Origin of the sequence: Paenibacillus sp. FSL R7-277, from assembly GCF_000517965.1 — a bacterium.
Classification (GTDB): Bacteria; Bacillota; Bacilli; order Paenibacillales; family Paenibacillaceae; genus Paenibacillus_AQ; species Paenibacillus_AQ silagei.
The window spans coordinates 1-15,395 of record NZ_ASPX01000108.1; the positions used below are offsets into that span (position 1 = coordinate 1).

The window sequence follows — 15,395 nt, forward strand, 5'->3', positions numbered from 1 at the left end:
CCGTGGTGTAGTTGGCCTAACATGCCTGCCTGTCACGCAGGAGATCGCGGGTTCGAATCCCGTCGGTTCCGCCATTTTAATTGGTATTAAGACATGAGGGATTGAGCATCCTATATCTCGAAGTATAGAGTATCCATCCGATTCCGTAGTATTTTGCTAATTATAATATTGGGGATTAGCCAAGCGGTAAGGCAACGGACTTTGACTCCGTCATTCATAGGTTCGATTCCTATATCCCCAGCCATCTTTTTTTGGATTGTTTCTCTTATGAGAGCCATTAGCTCAGTTGGTAGAGCACCTGACTTTTAATCAGGGTGTCGAAGGTTCGAGTCCTTCATGGCTCACCATTTTCTTGTAACGTGTGCGCGTGTGGCGGAATGGCAGACGCACCAGACTTAGGATCTGGCGTTTCACGACGTGGGGGTTCAAGTCCCTTCACGCGCACCATGTTTTTGCGGACGTGGCTCAGCGGTAGAGCATCGCCTTGCCAAGGCGAGGGTCGCGGGTTCGATTCCCGTCGTCCGCTCCATATAGATTTTGCGCCCTTAGCTCAGCTGGATAGAGCGTTTGACTACGAATCAAAAGGCCGGGAGTTCGAATCTCTCAGGGCGCGCCATATATTGCTTCATTGAATTATCTAAGTGTCCGTCAGATTCGAACGAGTTCGTTGGAGCATAAGCTTCGATAGCACAACTTCGCAATCGGATGGGTAGCATCCGTATCTCTCAGGGCGCGCCATTTTTATTAACGGGATGTAGCTCAGCTTGGTAGAGCACCTGGTTTGGGACCAGGGGGTCGCATGTTCAAATCGTGTCATCCCGATATTTCATTTCACCTATGCGGGTGTAGTTCAATGGTAGAACTTCAGCCTTCCAAGCTGATAGCGTGGGTTCGATTCCCATCACCCGCTTATATCTGTATCACGTGAGTCCGTCATCCCTATGGGGAAGGCGGACTTTTTTTGCTATTTGGAAATGTATGCGAAAAACAGAACACATTGGGCTGATATAAGTGCGCGTGTCCCATTGTATGCGAAAGTCCGAATACAATCGCTCCTTTGCGATGAAAGGATGGGGCCCCATGCTCCACAGCTCGTAACATTGTTTAGAATTCCTGCAAGAAATGCAGCAATACTGCCCAATAGAAGCGACCGATGCTGAAATCCTGCAAGAAATGCAACAAAGCCAGCGCTAAGTTGCTCTAATCACCGGAATTCCTGCAATTGATGCAACAATATAGCGTAGCCCGTAACATTTTTAGAGAAATCCTGCAAGATATGCAACAATGCGGCTCAATTCAAGCGGTCGGTGAGAGAAAATGCTTAGAATTGGTAAGAGATAGGAGGTGGAAGCATCGCCATTATCGCCATTAAAGTAAGAAACAAATCAGAACGTATGCGGAAAACCGAATACATTTGCTGCGGAGGAACTAAACGGGGCGGATGTATGCGAAAAACAGAACACAATGTGATGGAGGGAAGGTGAATGGCCGAATGTAATCGAATAACCGAACACATAGAACTCAGAGTATCTGTGAGCCGGAGCGCTTAGGGCTGTAACTGTCAAACGGCCGTCAGAAGGTAGAGAGATGGAGAAAAGTGAGCTTCGTATACGAGTGGTATAGAGGCACCAGTAGTATCATTCAGCCGCTAGGGTGATTTGTTGTAAGGGCTGGAATGTTGCAATAGTATGGGAGGGCGTTATGTTTCTATAGAACTGATATAGTATAACTATTGGACTATTGGATCATAGGCAACACTTACTTGGAAGCTGAGGAGCATTTGTTATGACAGACAAAGTAATACGGATTTTCAGAATCATTAACGCCATTCAGTCGAACCCGGGGATTACCGCAGCAGACTTGGCTTTTAGGTGCGAAGTGAATATTAGAACGATCTACAGGGATCTTGAGGTGATCAGCCACTTTGCACCGGTTACGAATGAGGGAAGGGGCACGGGCTACCGGTTCATGGGCAAATTCTTTTTATATCCGCTGGATTTCTCGGAGCAGGAGTCGCTGGCGTTCTCTTTGCTGCCTTCTGTGCTGAATCCGGATAGAATCCCGCCGGGTTTTCATTCTGCTTATGACAAGGTGATGGGGACTCATCTGAAGGAGAAATCGCGGCAGAATGGCCTGCTGGAGAATATCGCGGATATTATTCAAATGGGTACCCCCGCCTACCGCAAGGAGAGCCGGAACTTCCTGCAGCCGCTTATTGGAGCCATTCTGGAGCAGCGCAGCATCCGGACGGTATACCACTCGCAGTCACGCAACGCCACTACAGCGCGGAAGATTGATCCTTATTATCTGATCCCGCGGGATCAGCGCTTTTATCTGATTGGCTATTGCCATCTGAAGGGCGCAATTCGTACGTTCCGGATCAGCCGGTTTGAGCAGGTCGAGATGACGGCTTCCACTTTTGATAAGGGGAATTTCAATATTAAAAAATATCTGAAAAATACCTGGTCGATCAACCGGGGGACCCGGAATGTCACGTTCAAGGTACGGTTCGATCCGGAGGTGGCGCGTTACATTAAGGAAGAGGAGCTGTTCGTACAGCCGCGGATGAGCGAAGAATGCGATGGAACGCTGCTGTTCGAGGTCACGGTTAACAATGAGAAGGAGTTCATCAAGTGGATTCTGCAGTATGGCCCGAATGCTGAGATTCTAGAGCCGGAGTCGGCCAGGGAGCGCTTGAAAGAGCAACTGGAGCAGTGGCTGGATGTGTATCAGCAGTAGCCGCAGACTACATTATTACATAATATGGAATAAAAATGTCGAAAAGGTTAGATTGAATAGCTCAACTGGAGAATAAAGGCTTTTTTAGAGATATATATGTCGGGAATGAATTGACCGGAGCGGTGAAGCAGGTTATTATTGGAATATAATGGAATGATAGGAGGCAAGATAGAAATTGCTGGAACTGGATGGGATGAATGAAGACTCTTTGACAGACATGCTTAAAGTCTCGTTCTCATGGGAGAACTGGACGGCAATTCTCGAGATTTCAGACAAGCTCTTTGAACTTGCAGTTCTAACCTACGGCTCCCATCGACAGGGTGCAAAGAAGTATTATTTGAAAAAAAATATAGCGTATTATCTCGGTTACAGTGCGTGCATGAAGGGGATTGCCTATCAAAAGCTCGGTAACCTCGCTGAATCAAGAAAGTGTATAGGTTTGTATTCGGATTTGAGCTGGATCACGGATGTGGATCAGGAAGCTGCCGTAGAAGTGGAATACTACAGGAACATTGCGATTGCCAACACCTTCGTCATTGATCTGCTGGAAGGAAAGGTTGAAGTTCTCCCTGATTATGTTGAATTCATTCGTACAGGGGACCAGGAGGAGCTGCTTGCCTGCTTGATTACTGTGCTGGAATCGGCCATTAAGTACAACTTTTCTATCGACTGGGTACTGGATGAATTCAATGAGCCATTGAAGGAACTAAGCTGCAGAGAGAAGCAGGAAGATATCAGATACTACATAGACTACATGCATCTTAGTGCAATTTATTTGTATAAAAGGGAGAAAATTCATGATGCAATTAATCTGACTCTCTATATTTTGGTAATAAGTAGTAAACTTTATGACGGGACAGGCTTTAGGAAGATTGTGTCGTTTTATGAACATATCCGAAGCCATGCGACCGCAGAACAACAAGAATCTTATCAAAATGTAATGAAAAATATCTTAGAGAGGGAGTTTTTAAAAGATGAAAAAGGCGATCTCGTTATTAACAGCCGTATTGCTGATTAGTGCAAGCGTAGTGGTAACAACGGCAAGCGCAGGCGGCCACTTATCCGCATCCTCTGGCAATATCTCTATTAACAATCACGGAGCAGGCCACTAGTCTAAAATCTCTCTGTCTCATGAATCTGGAAATATAAGCTGCATATCATGCAAAAAAAGGGGTAAGCGACGATGCTTATCCCTTCTTTGCTGTGGATAGAGGTTACTCTGTTACAGCCAAACCCAGTCCTTCTGCAATTCGCCGGCCAAACTCCGGATCGGCTCGGTAGAAGTGGCCAATCTGGCGGAGCTTGATCTCCTCGGACTCCACTGGAGTCATCGCGCCGACAATATTGCTCACGAGCCGGGCACGCTCCTCTTCACTGAGCAGACGGTACAGGTCACCCGGCTGAGTGTAGTGATCGTCATGGTCATAAGACACGCTGTCCGCCTGGCCGGAGACTTCAAAAGCAGCCGCTTTATGCGGCGCTGACTCGGTTGCCCCGCCGGAGCTGTTGGGCTCGTAGTAGACGGAGCCTCCCCCGTTATTCGTAGCATTCATCGCGCCGTCGCGCTGATTATTGTTGACCTCTGCGATAGGCCGGTTAATCGGCAGGTGGTTATGGTTCGCTCCTACCCGGTAGCGGTGGGCATCCCCATATGCGAACAGACGGCCCTGAAGCATTTTATCTGGAGAAGCTTCTATGCCTGGAACGAACGAGCCGGGGGAAAAGGTAGCCTGCTCCACTTCGGCGAAGTAATTCTCAGGATTGCGGTCCAGCACCATGCGGCCTACCTCAATCAGCGGATAATCCTTCTGCGACCACACCTTGGTTACATCAAATGGATCGAAGCGGTAGGTGTCGGCATCCTCCACAGGCATAATCTGGACATGCAGCCTCCAGGCCGGGAAGTCTCCAGTATCAATGGCGTTGAACAAATCCTCTGTATGATAATCCGGGTTCTCCCCGGCTAGCTGTGCGGCCAGCTTAACATCGAGGTTCTTGACGCCCTGCTCTGTCTTGAAGTGATATTTCACCCAGACGGCTGCACCTTCGGCATTCACCCACTTGAACGTATGGCTGCCGAAGCCATGCATATGGCGGAGAGTAGCCGGGATGCCGCGGTCGGACATCAGAATCGTCACCTGGTGCAGAGACTCGGGGGAGAGGGACCAGAAGTCCCAGACGGCATTGGGGTTCTTCAGATGGGTCTGCGGATGGCGCTTCTGGGTATGGATAAAGTCAGGGAACTTGATGGCATCACGGATGAAAAAGACAGGCGTGTTATTGCCGACCAGGTCGTAGTTGCCTTCCTCAGTGTAGAATTTCACAGCAAAGCCGCGCGGATCGCGCACCGTATCGGATGAACCCAGCTCCCCGGCTACGGTAGAGAAACGGATGAACATCGGGGTGCGTTTGCCGACGCCCGACAAGAAGGCAGCCTTCGTATATTGGGAGAGATCATTGGTGACTTCAAAATAACCATGGGCACCGGCGCCTTTGGCATGAACGACACGCTCAGGCACACGCTCACGGTTGAAGTGGGCCAGCTTCTCCAGCAGATGGACATCCTGCAGCAGCACGGGGCCACGGGCACCGGCGGTCATTGAATTCTGGTTGTCACCTACGGGGGCGCCCCAGCTTGTCGTTAGCTTGTTGTTATTGTTTGTGGTCATGAACACAATCACCTCGTATAGGATTTGATTTTAGAATAAGTATAAATATTATAATAGCAAGAATTTAAATAAAATCAATCCTTTTTTATAATTATTATAATTAACATTATGCGGAAGAAAGCAGGTTCATGCTAGAGCTGGAGGTTACAGACAAGGAAATTTGGCTTAGATGAAGCGGAAGCGGAGAGTGGAGAGCGGGCAAAAAAACTCCCGCCCGCAGCAGCGGACAGGAGGGGGATTCGTGAACAGTGAGGGAGCAGCAGCAACTGGATGGGGGTGACAGGAGCAAAAACTACTGTAAGTTAGATTGGGATATACATACGGTTATAGTATTCATCCAGCATGCGCTTGGTGGCGAACTCGGTGCGGGTGGTCTCGATGCTGCGGTGCATCATCTGCACCCACTTGGCCTGATTCTCATAGAAGACCGGGAGGACGCGGTTCAGGAGGGTCTCGTACAGTGCATCGCTGTCATGCTGGTCAAGCACCGCAAAGTCGGTAGTCTCGAAGCCGTCGCCGATCTGCCAGCCGTTCTCGCCGTCGATGCAGGCCTCCGGCCACCAGCCGTCCAGGATGGAGCAGTTCAGAACGCCGTTCATGGCGGCCTTCATCCCGGAGGTTCCGCTGGCTTCGAGCGGTCTGCGCGGATTGTTCAGCCAGATGTCAGAGCCGCGGGTCAGCTGGGCTCCGATGGTCATATCGTAGTTCTCCAGGAAGACTACGCTCTTCGGATATTTGCGCATCATGGCTACAAGGTTGCTGACGATCCGCTTGCCGTTGTCGTCCAGCGGATGCGCCTTGCCGGAGAACACAATCTGAATCTTGCCGCTCTCCAGGTACGGCTCTATAATGTCCGGCTGGGAGAAGATCAAGTCACTGCGCTTGTAGGGAGCGGCGCGGCGGGAGAACCCGATCAGCAGATGCTCTGGATTCAGGGCGATCCTGGAGCGTTCTTCGATGAAGCTGATCAGCTCCTGCTTGATCTCCTTGTGCACGGCCCATAGGTCGCCGCCCTCCTCAAAAGCACGGGTCATCCGCTCATCTACCCAGGTAGGGGTGTGAATCGCATTGGTGATGCCGATGATCTCGGATCTGCCGGCGACTTCCTTCCACATCTTGTTGGCAGTATCGGCATGAAGCTGGGCGACCGCATTCGAGATCCGCGACAGCCTTAGACCGGCGACGGTCATATTGAACGGCTCCCCGCCGATCCGCTCCATCTGCGCCCGGGTTAAGCCATTAAAGGCCCCCATGTACTCCAGCCGGTCCAGCGGATGGGTCTCGTTGCCTTCCTTAATCGGTGTATGTGTAGTGAACACAACCTCTTCCCGTGTAGCCTTCCAGGCTTCTTCAAAGGTACTGCCGCCGGACATCTTCTCCCGGATCAGCTCGATTGCAGCGAGCGCCGCATGTCCCTCGTTGAAGTGATAGACATCGATCTTAATTCCTAGAGCGCGCATGGCTTTGACGCCGCCGATGCCCAGCACGATCTCCTGGGCAATCCGCTCCTCCCCGAACCAGCCGTAGAGCTGGCCGGTAATCCAGGTATCACTGTTCTCCGGGATATCGGTGTCGAGCAAATAGAGCGGACGGTTACCGAAATGGTCGGTTCTCCACACTTTGCAGACCACATCGGTCTTTCTGACTTTTACCGTGACCTTGACACCCGTATCTTCCAGGAAGTCGTACACATAGTTGTGGTAAGAGTCGTAGGGGTTGCCGTCCGCATCAATCTTCTGGTCCGTGTAGCCCTGTTTCCATTTGAGTCCGATGGGGATGATGGGTGCCCCGATATCCTGCGCGCCCTTAATGTAATCTCCGGCCAGAATGCCCAGGCCTCCAGCGTACATTTTGAAATCGGAATGTAGTCCATACTCCATGCTGAAATAAGCTACTGACGGTAAGTGGTTCTCGCTCACGTGATAAGCCTCCTAAATGCGATTTAGATAATAACGAGTTGCTGCAGGCTGTATCTAAGATGCAAACGTTTGCTCAATGAGGCAGGACGGGCTCTGGAAGCGATTGCACCATCATTCTAGCATATTTATCCTTAAAAAGCACAGCGGAGTTTCGGTGACAACTGGCTGCCTGCGGAGCCGATAAATAAAATTTGATAAACCTGCCGGAAGGCCATAAGATAAGGGGAGTAAAAATGTACAAGCTTCATCTAAACCATAAAGCAAACAATAAATCAAGTGGTGGTGTAAAGGATTGAGTATAGTCGTAATTGGAAGTCTGAATATGGATATGGTCGTGCGGGCAGAGCGCGCGCCGGAGGCGGGTGAGACCCTGTTCGGTCAGGGGTTCGCTCTGTCTCCGGGTGGAAAAGGGGCGAATCAGGCCGTTGCGGCGGCTAGGCTGGGCGCGGATGTGACGATGATCGGCAGAGTGGGAAAGGATGCTTTTGGCAGCGGGCTGATGGAGATTATGGAGCAGGAGCGGGTTCATACCGAGTATATCTCGCTGAGTGAATCCCAGGCTACAGGGGTGGCTTCCATTGTGGTCGAAGGGTCCGGTGAGAACCGGATCATCGTAGTGCCTGGCGCGAATGTGGAGATGAAGCCGGAGGATATTGAAGCACTTGAGACAGTGATCAGCGGAGCCGGGATCGTGGTGATGCAGCTGGAGACGGATCTGGCGATGTGCGGGGCTGCGGCAGTCCTGGCGTACCAGCATGGGATTCCGGTGATTCTTAATCCGGCTCCGGCCCAGCCGCTGAGCGATGAGCTGCTGCACCATATTACCTACCTGACTCCGAATGAGACAGAGGTGGGGATTCTGGCCGGTATCGCTGTGGAGAGTGTGGAGGATGCAGAGCGTGCTGCCCGGACAATGCTGTCAAAAGGGGTACGGCACGTCATTGTAACGCTGGGCTCCAAAGGGGCGCTAATCGTGGATGCTGCCGGAAGCCGGCATGTTCAGGGGTTCCCTGTGCAAGCGGTAGATACGGTGGCAGCCGGAGATTCCTTCAACGGGGCGCTGGCCTGGCAGCTGACCTGCGGCAGGACGCTGGAGGAAGCAGTCCGCTTCGCCAATGCTGTCGGTGCGCTGGCGGTGGGCAAGACGGGTGCGATTGCTTCTCTGCCCAGACTGGAAGAGGTGGAGCAGTTCCTACGGACAGCTGCTAATGCAGAGCCACAAGACCTGTAGATCCCAGTAGATTCCGTGTGTGTGATAGAGGAAGCACTTGCTAACAGACAAATTAAGCGGGGAGCGTCAGAGGAAGCTCTGAGACTCCGGGTCCGCTAAGGAGCTGACACGTTTGAGCGGTACAGTAACCGTCAAGAATATAACCCTCGGAGAAGGGATGCCCAAAATCTGTGTTCCGCTGGTCGGAACGACGCGGACGGAGCTGCGTGAAGAAGCTGAGGCGCTAATCGCACTGGCGCCGGATGTGGTGGAGTGGCGCAGTGATTTCTTCACGGAGGTGGAAGATATTAATGCCGTAACTCAGGTGCTGGAGGACATTCAGCGTCTGCTGCCGGAGATTCCGCTGATCTTCACCTTCCGCAGCACCAAGGAGGGCGGGGAGAAGGAAATCTCCACCGCCTATTACTTCGAGTTGAACCTGGCGGCGGTAGAGAGCGGGCTGGTGGACATTGTGGATGTGGAGCTGTTCCAAGAGGAAGCAGAGGTCCGCAGACTGATTGCAGCAGCGCATGGACAGGCGGTGTTCGTGATTCTCTCGAATCATGATTTCGACGGGACGCCGTCCGAGGATGAGATTGTCTCCCGGCTGTGCCGGGCGCAGGAGCTGGGCGGCGATCTGCCGAAGATTGCCGTAATGCCGCAAGGGCCAGCCGATGTGCTGACCCTGCTGGCGGCGACGAACCGGATGCAGGAGCAGTATGCGGACCGTCCGATCATTACGATGTCGATGGCCGGGGAGGGCGTGATCAGCCGGCTGGCCGGGGAGATTTTCGGCTCGGCGCTGACCTTCGGTGCGGCGCATAAGCCTTCGGCACCGGGGCAGGTGGCAGTCGCCGAGCTGCGCGGTGTGCTGGAACTGCTGCACCGCAGCTTGTAGCGGCTGCAGGTTCAGACGCTGCAGGAATGAAGATGGACAGGGGTGTTTCCGGCCGGTATTACGGTGGAAGCACCCTTTTGCATATAGAGAGAGATAGCAAAAAGCGGGCGGAGTTTGAAACTGTAGCTGCCCATGCCCTACAATGGAGGCAACCAAGTAGAAGGGGCGGAGCGCCGATGACAGAATTGATTCTGGTGGTGGAGGATGAGGTGAGAATTGCCCGTCTGCTGCAGATTGAGCTGGAATGCGAGGGATACCGTGTGTCCATTGCCGGGAGCGGCCATCAGGGGCTGGAGATGTACCAGGAGCAGCAGCCGGATCTGTTATTGCTGGATGTGATGCTGCCTGGATTCAGCGGCATAGAGCTGCTGCGGCGAATCCGGGCGGGTGATCCCGATACGCCGGTGCTGCTGCTTACAGCCAAAAGCTCGGTAGAGGATAAAGTATCAGGCCTGGACCTTGGGGCCAATGATTATATTACGAAGCCGTTTCAAATTGAGGAGCTGCTGGCGCGTGTCCGTGCTGCGCTGCGGCTGGCCTCGGGGCGGAGGAGAGAGGAAGCCGTCAACCTGCTGATGGCAGAGGATCTGGAGCTGAACGAAACTACGCGGGAGGTGAAGCGGGCAGGCCGGAGCATCGAGCTGACTCCCCGGGAGTTCGACCTGCTGGTCTACCTGCTGAAGAATAAGCGCCAGGTGCTGAACAGGGAACAGATCATGGCTGCCGTCTGGGGATACGATTATTACGGCGATACGAACATTGTGGATGTCTATATCCGCTATGTCCGCAAAAAAATTACGCTGGACCACCAGCCTGAATTGATTCACACCGTGCGGGGCGTTGGTTATGTGCTGAAGGATGCCCCATGAAGCTGCGGAGCACCATTCATCTGTATTCCAGCGTGCTGTTCGCCGTGCTGCTTATCCTCATGAATCTGTTCATCTACGGCGTGTTCAGCCGGATGTCACTAGACAGCCAGCTTGGGCAGGCATCTGCCGAGACGGCCAGAATTGCTGCCGCGATGAAAAAAACGGGAGACGGGGTAACGGCACCGGAGCTGCTCCGGGCATATGTGCCGGTGGAGGGAATGCTGCGGCTGCTCACTGTGGACGGAGGCGGACCGGCGCCGGTCACCTCAGCCTCGGGGCAGGAGATCAGCCGGCTGAAGCCGGTCTACCATCCCGGGAAGCAGGCGGAGCGGGTCAGGGTGGACGGACGCTTGTATGCGTTCGTGAGCGTTCCGGTCATCTGGACGGACGGTAACGTCCTGAATGTCCAGATGACCAAAAGTCTGGAGGGCACGATGGATACCTTGCGGGTGCTGCGGCTGGTCCTTGCAGGCGCTACGCTTGCGGTGCTGCTTCCGCTGCTGCTCTCCGGCCGCCTGTTGTCGGGCCTGATTATGCGGCCCATCGTCCAAATGACGGCGACTATGCGGGAGATTCAGCGCAGCGGGAAATTCCGCAGGCTTCCGCTGAAAGCACACTCGAAGGATGAGCTGGTGGAGATGGGACATACCTTCAACGACATGATAGGCCTCTTAGAGAGCAATTATGTGAAGCAGGAGAAATTCGTGTCGGATGCCTCCCATGAGCTGCGCACACCGCTGACGGTTATTGAGAGCTATGCCAGTCTGCTGAAGCGCAGAGGGCGGGATCACCCGGAGCTGTTCGATGAATCGGTTGAGGCCATCCATTCCGAAGCTGTGCGGATGAAGGAAATGACGGAGCAGCTCCTGCTGCTGGCGAAGCACCCGGAGCAGTGGGATCTGGAGCTGAAGGTGATGGATCTGGAGGAGCTGGTGCGTTCTTCGGCGAAGGCTTTTCATAATGCGTACGGGAGAGAGGTCACGGTTCAGGTCAAGGGGTCACCCGAAGGCTATAGCGATGAAGCGAAGCTCCGGCAGCTGCTGTTCATCTTCCTGGACAATGCCCGCAAATACAGCGATGAGCAGATAACCGTGCGTATTGAGGCTGCCGGGCAGGAACGGATGATTGTAATTACCGACCGCGGCATTGGAATTCCACCGGAGGAGCTGCCGAAGATATTCGACCGTTTCTATAGAGTGGATGAGGCGAGAACCCGTGAGAACGGAGGGGCAGGCCTGGGGCTGTCGCTAGCCGCAGAGATCGCGGGGGCGATCGGAGCGGAGCTGTCCATGGATAGTACGGTAGGCCTGGGAACCTCGGTGACGATCCGCATGGCTGCGGACCGCAGGGGAGGTGGACAATGAAGCAGCATCCAAGGAATAAGAGCAAAATGTACAAGGCAGTCATAGGTATGGTGGTCTTCCTGCTGCTGGCTTGGGTTGCCTTCCGGATATTCGGGAAGGATTCGGAGCCGGTGTTATCCAGAGATCAGGCAGAGCAAGCTGTGCTGAGCGAATATGCCGGTAAGGTTGACAGTCTGAAGCTGCAAGCTGGAGCTTATGTAGCAGAGCTTCAGACTGAGCAGGGACGGTATGAGCTGAAGCTGGACGGAGTTACCGGCGAGATTCTCTCCATCGTGCTGCTGAAGCGCGTGGACGAACCGGCGGTGCAGCCTACGTCTGCCGCTACTCCAGCTCCATCTGGCGGAGCTGCCGTTACCCCGTCACCAGCACCTACCCCGGGAGCGCAGAGCGTAGTCTCCGAAGAGGAGGCTGTCAGGCTGGCTCTGCGTGAGGTACCGGGGGAGCTGGACGATGTGGATACGGGAATTGATGCGGCAGGCGCTTATTATCTGGTGGAGATCCATACTTCAGACGGGCGGGAGGCCGTAGTCCAGGTGAATGCCATCTCGGGCCATATTATGTCTGTGACCTGGGAAGAGCCGGATGGGGACGATTCCTAGGGTATCTGTTTTTTTCTCAGCGAATTCTAATGTTACTCCCGCTGTTCTCTCAGATTGTAGCGTTATAGTTACTACATGAAGCAGCGAAGAATGAACTTAGGAGGCGTTAACATTGAAGACAAAGATATGGAGCAGTATCACGGCGGCAGCACTTATTCTCGGAGGCGCTTATGGTATAGGCGAGCTGAAGGGCAGTACGGCAGATGCAGCCGCAGCAGTGAAGAGTCAGAGCAAAACGTTAATTAGTGTAAGCAAAGCCGAGCAGATTGCCTTGAAGGCAGCTCCGGGACAGGTGGAGAGCATCGATCTGGAGAAGAAGGCCAGCGGCACGTTTTACGATATCGAAATTCAGCAGACCAAGCAGGAGATAGATGTCCGGGTAGATGCCTATTCGGGAAAAGTGATCAGCGTGCGCAAGGATGCAGACGATGAAGACTCTCATAAGGCAGCTCCGGCCTCAGGCGGGAAGCTGATTACCGCAGGCAAGGCGGCTGAGGTGGCTCAAGCTGCTGTGAAGGGGACGGTCACCGAGATTGATCTGGACCGGGACCATGGAGGAGCTGTCTATGAGGTTGAAGTCAGGAACGGGCAGGTCAAGACAGAAGTAGGTGTCGATGCGTATACTGCCAAGGTTGTGTACACCGATACGGATTCCGACGAGGATGATGATTGATATGTAAAAGAGAGGCAGCCGGATTGAACGGCTGCCTCTTTGCTATGCCAAACGATTACGTCTACTGCTTCGCTCCAGTATACACATGCACTGCATCCCGCAGGAACGCGGCCATGCCGGGGCGGCGCTGGTCGTAATAAGCGGTGAAGCGCTCATCTTCGACATACATCTGGGCTACGCCTGCATGGGCTTCCTTGGTGTAAGTATCCCAGTAGTAGCTTAGCCACTGGCGGTGCAGGTCAGCGGCCTTTTGCGCCAGCTCGCTTGCCGAATCGCCTTCCTCCATCGCCTGCTCCAGTGACGCGAACATATCGGCCTCCAGCTGTTGAAGGGCAGCGTACTGCTCCTCCGTCATATGGCTGAGCTTGCGGTTTGACTGCTCCACAGCTTCCGCGCCGTATTTCTCCCGGATCTCCTGGCCGTACTTCTGCTCGTTATCGTCAATCAGCTTCTGCTTGAAGCCTGCGAATTTCTCCTGATTGCTCATTATACTTCTCCCTTCTGTGTGTGCAATGGTCTGCTCGACGTTCGCGATGAGCCGGTCCAGCTGCTGTCTCCGCTGAAGCAACTGGTCATGGTGCTCACGCAGGGCGCGGGCGCCGTCGAAGGAGGGCGAATGGACAATATCTCTGATCGCCTCCAGGCCGAGGCCCAGTTCCCGGTAGAAGAGAATCTGCTGCAACAGGTCTACCTCAGCCTGGCCGTAGATCCGGTATCCCGAGGAGCTGATTCTGGCCGGCTTCAGAATGCCGAATTCATCGTAATACCGCAAGGTCCGTGCACTGATCCCCGCGAGTGTCCCCAGCTTCTGCACCGTATATTCCATGGTCCAATCTGCCTCCAATCTGTCTTGGCGTATACAGCAGAGAACGGATTCAAGGCGTTCCCGCCGGGTAAGCGGCCGCTTACAGATATAACTGTATACTTTGACGTAACGGCAAGGTCAACTCTTAATTTGTATAATAACCAGACAGCAGGGCGGGTAACCGTGTGCTGGAAAAGCAAACAGCGGCAACCGCCCAGGCTATGCCTCGGGAGATTGCCGCTGCTGCGCGGGCATATGGGGTTATTTCTTGCTAAGCTGGGCGGTGAAATACGCCTTAAGCTCTGCCAGCTTCCGGGGGTCCGCCAAGGCATCCTCCGCAGGGAAGTAATGCTCGGCGACCAGCTCCCAGGTGGGGACGATTTTCTGGGCAGTCATTGCTTTGATGGCGATCTTAACCGTCTTGCGTTCCCTTGCGTTCGAGAAGGTATCGACATAGTGCTGGGAACGGCCGAAGTCCAGCTCGCTGAAGACTGCGCGGAAGATCTCCGCCGTCATCTTGGCATCGTCCAGCGCGCGGTGGGCGGAGCCGGAAGGCTCCAGGCCGAAGAGGGCCATGGCCCCTTCGACGCTGATGTCGTTGCTGAGACCGCGGGCGCGCAGGACGCCCTTGAGCAGATCGAAGTAGGTGGCCTCCATCCAGTAGGCATCATCCATCTTGTGCATCCGCACATCCTGGATAATCCGCTTCATATCCTCGCCGCCCCAGGTTAAGAGCAGCACGCCGTCAGCGCTCTGGTCAAGCCACGCTCTGAAGGCGGTAATGACCTTCGGGAACCGGCTGGCGACGTCGATATCCTCTTGGGGGATGCCGGTTTTTTTCTTGATGAATGAATTCAGGGTGGAGAAGTATATGGGTCTGATTAAGGCTGAGAATTCATCCTTAACCTGCAATGAAGCGTCTAACCGGACCGCTCCGATCTCAATGACCTCCATAGGATGCTCGCTGGCAAATTTGCGGCCGTTGAATTCGATGTCCAGAATAATATAATCCACAGGTAATGCCTCCGTTTCAGTGACTGGCGCCAGGATTGCACGGAAATGCGCCGACCCTTCTATTTTAGCAAAAAAAGAGCTGTACAGATACCGGATGCCCTGTATCCGCACAAATTTGAATTTTCGGCGGGGGAACGGGTTGATTTCTGGGAAATCGGGTAATGAACTAGATAATCTGTCGAATAGAGCTATTGAGGTAAGGAGGGAAGGCCATGAAGCTGTATGTAACCGTCAAAAGCCTGGGCAAACGCAGGCCGGTGCTGGAGCGTAAAGAACTGCTGCTTGCTGACCGTCCGCAGACGCTGCGCGCGTTGATCTCGGAGATTGTAGCCGGGCAGGTGCAGGCGATGCTGGAGCGGCAGGAGCGGGGAGATCTAATCCCTTACCTGACCGCAAATGAAATTGCGGAGCAGGGCGATAACGGCAAGGTCGGATTCGGTACGGTGTACGGTGAGACGAAGCCTGAGGTAGAGCAGGCTACGGCTGCAGCACTGCTTGCTTACGAAGACGGATTGTACAAGGTATTCGTGCAGGAAGCGGAATGTTCCGCGCTGGATGAGCCGCTGAGGCTCGAAGAGGGCGATGAGCTGACGCTGATCCGGTTCACGATGCTGGCAGGAAGACTATGGTGAGGGA

Annotated in this window: 13 protein-coding genes and 7 tRNA genes; 16 read left to right on the forward strand and 4 right to left on the reverse strand. The window is 53.8% G+C overall.

From position 1 onward, the window contains the following. Positions 1-169: 169 nt before the first annotated feature. The 9 genes from C173_RS27530 to C173_RS27570 all read left to right on the forward strand — a co-directional run bounded on the left by C173_RS27530 (position 170) and on the right by C173_RS27570 (position 3,757). Positions 170-244: transfer RNA gene (locus C173_RS27530), tRNA-Gln, on the forward strand. A gap of 27 nt (positions 245-271) precedes the next feature. After that, positions 272-347: transfer RNA gene (locus C173_RS27535), tRNA-Lys, on the forward strand. Positions 348-363: 16 nt separating this feature from the next. Further along, a tRNA-Leu gene (locus C173_RS27540) sits at positions 364-447 on the forward strand. 7 nt (positions 448-454) lie between these two features. Continuing rightward, positions 455-529 (forward strand) — tRNA-Gly (locus tag C173_RS27545). Between the two features lie 10 nt (positions 530-539). Further along, positions 540-616: transfer RNA gene (locus C173_RS27550), tRNA-Arg, on the forward strand. Positions 617-748: 132 nt separating this feature from the next. After that, positions 749-822: transfer RNA gene (locus C173_RS27555), tRNA-Pro, on the forward strand. 17 nt (positions 823-839) lie between these two features. Further along, positions 840-910, forward strand: a tRNA-Gly gene (locus C173_RS27560). Between the two features lie 875 nt (positions 911-1,785). Further along, positions 1,786-2,739 (forward strand): helix-turn-helix transcriptional regulator, encoded by a 954-nt coding sequence (locus tag C173_RS27565; RefSeq protein ID WP_036731198.1) that lies wholly within the window; start codon positions 1,786-1,788, stop codon positions 2,737-2,739. Positions 2,740-2,914: 175 nt separating this feature from the next. Next, complete coding sequence (locus C173_RS27570; protein ID WP_051478491.1) at positions 2,915-3,757, forward strand: hypothetical protein; 843 nt, start codon at positions 2,915-2,917, stop codon at positions 3,755-3,757. Between the two features lie 196 nt (positions 3,758-3,953). Here C173_RS27570 and katA read toward each other — a convergent pair whose 3' ends face one another. Both katA and glgP read right to left on the reverse strand, forming a co-directional pair. Further along, on the reverse strand, positions 3,954-5,408 hold the full coding sequence (gene katA / locus C173_RS27575; protein WP_036731199.1) for a catalase KatA: 1,455 nt from the start codon (positions 5,406-5,408) through the stop codon (positions 3,954-3,956). Positions 5,409-5,710: 302 nt separating this feature from the next. Next, positions 5,711-7,327 (reverse strand): alpha-glucan family phosphorylase, encoded by a 1,617-nt coding sequence (gene glgP / locus C173_RS27580; RefSeq protein WP_036731201.1) that lies wholly within the window; start codon positions 7,325-7,327, stop codon positions 5,711-5,713. A gap of 292 nt (positions 7,328-7,619) precedes the next feature. Here glgP and rbsK point away from each other — a divergent pair, with 292 nt between their 5' ends. The 6 genes from rbsK (at position 7,620) to C173_RS27610 (ending at position 12,940) form a co-directional block, all read left to right on the forward strand. Then, complete coding sequence (rbsK, locus tag C173_RS27585; RefSeq protein ID WP_081751370.1) at positions 7,620-8,558, forward strand: ribokinase; 939 nt, start codon at positions 7,620-7,622, stop codon at positions 8,556-8,558. A gap of 112 nt (positions 8,559-8,670) precedes the next feature. Next, positions 8,671-9,435, forward strand: a complete 765-nt coding sequence (gene aroD / locus C173_RS27590; RefSeq protein ID WP_036731207.1) for a type I 3-dehydroquinate dehydratase — start codon at positions 8,671-8,673, stop codon at positions 9,433-9,435. 176 nt (positions 9,436-9,611) lie between these two features. Further along, positions 9,612-10,304 (forward strand): response regulator transcription factor, encoded by a 693-nt coding sequence (locus C173_RS27595; protein ID WP_036731210.1) that lies wholly within the window; start codon positions 9,612-9,614, stop codon positions 10,302-10,304. Continuing rightward, positions 10,301-11,668 carry a sensor histidine kinase gene (locus C173_RS27600; protein WP_036731212.1) on the forward strand — a complete coding sequence of 456 codons (1,368 nt, stop codon included), beginning with the start codon at positions 10,301-10,303 and terminating at the stop codon, positions 11,666-11,668. Before C173_RS27595 ends, C173_RS27600 begins: the two co-directional genes overlap by 4 nt. Continuing rightward, positions 11,665-12,267, forward strand: a complete 603-nt coding sequence (locus tag C173_RS33120; protein ID WP_051478492.1) for a PepSY domain-containing protein — start codon at positions 11,665-11,667, stop codon at positions 12,265-12,267. The genes C173_RS27600 and C173_RS33120 overlap by 4 nt, the downstream gene beginning before the upstream one ends. A 112-nt stretch (positions 12,268-12,379) precedes the next feature. Next, complete coding sequence (locus tag C173_RS27610) at positions 12,380-12,940, forward strand: PepSY domain-containing protein (protein ID WP_051478494.1); 561 nt, start codon at positions 12,380-12,382, stop codon at positions 12,938-12,940. Positions 12,941-13,001: 61 nt separating this feature from the next. Here the strand turns inward: C173_RS27610 and C173_RS27615 are convergent, their stop codons facing one another. Continuing rightward, entirely contained in the window at positions 13,002-13,766 is a 765-nt protein-coding gene (locus C173_RS27615; RefSeq protein ID WP_036731215.1) for a MerR family transcriptional regulator, read from the reverse strand. Positions 13,767-14,006: 240 nt separating this feature from the next. Next, positions 14,007-14,759, reverse strand: coding sequence for a 3'-5' exonuclease (locus C173_RS27620; RefSeq protein WP_036731217.1), 753 nt, complete (start codon positions 14,757-14,759; stop codon positions 14,007-14,009). A 212-nt stretch (positions 14,760-14,971) separates the two neighbouring features. Here C173_RS27620 and C173_RS27625 point away from each other — a divergent pair, with 212 nt between their 5' ends. Next, a complete protein-coding gene (locus C173_RS27625) occupies positions 14,972-15,391 on the forward strand; it encodes a hypothetical protein (protein WP_036731220.1) in 420 nt (139 codons plus the stop codon). The last annotated feature ends 4 nt before the right edge of the window (positions 15,392-15,395 follow it).

Coding starts and splice junctions, on each gene's coding strand:
- C173_RS27565 (WP_036731198.1), top strand. CDS start 1,786: ATGACAGACAAAGTAATACGGATTTTCAGAATCATTAACGCCATTCAG.
- katA (WP_036731199.1), bottom strand. CDS start 5,408: ATGACCACAAACAATAACAACAAGCTAACGACAAGCTGGGGCGCCCCC.
- C173_RS27595 (WP_036731210.1), top strand. CDS start 9,612: ATGACAGAATTGATTCTGGTGGTGGAGGATGAGGTGAGAATTGCCCGT.
- C173_RS27600 (WP_036731212.1), top strand. CDS start 10,301: ATGAAGCTGCGGAGCACCATTCATCTGTATTCCAGCGTGCTGTTCGCC.
- C173_RS33120 (WP_051478492.1), top strand. CDS start 11,665: ATGAAGCAGCATCCAAGGAATAAGAGCAAAATGTACAAGGCAGTCATA.
- C173_RS27615 (WP_036731215.1), bottom strand. CDS start 13,766: ATGGAATATACGGTGCAGAAGCTGGGGACACTCGCGGGGATCAGTGCA.
- C173_RS27625 (WP_036731220.1), top strand. CDS start 14,972: ATGAAGCTGTATGTAACCGTCAAAAGCCTGGGCAAACGCAGGCCGGTG.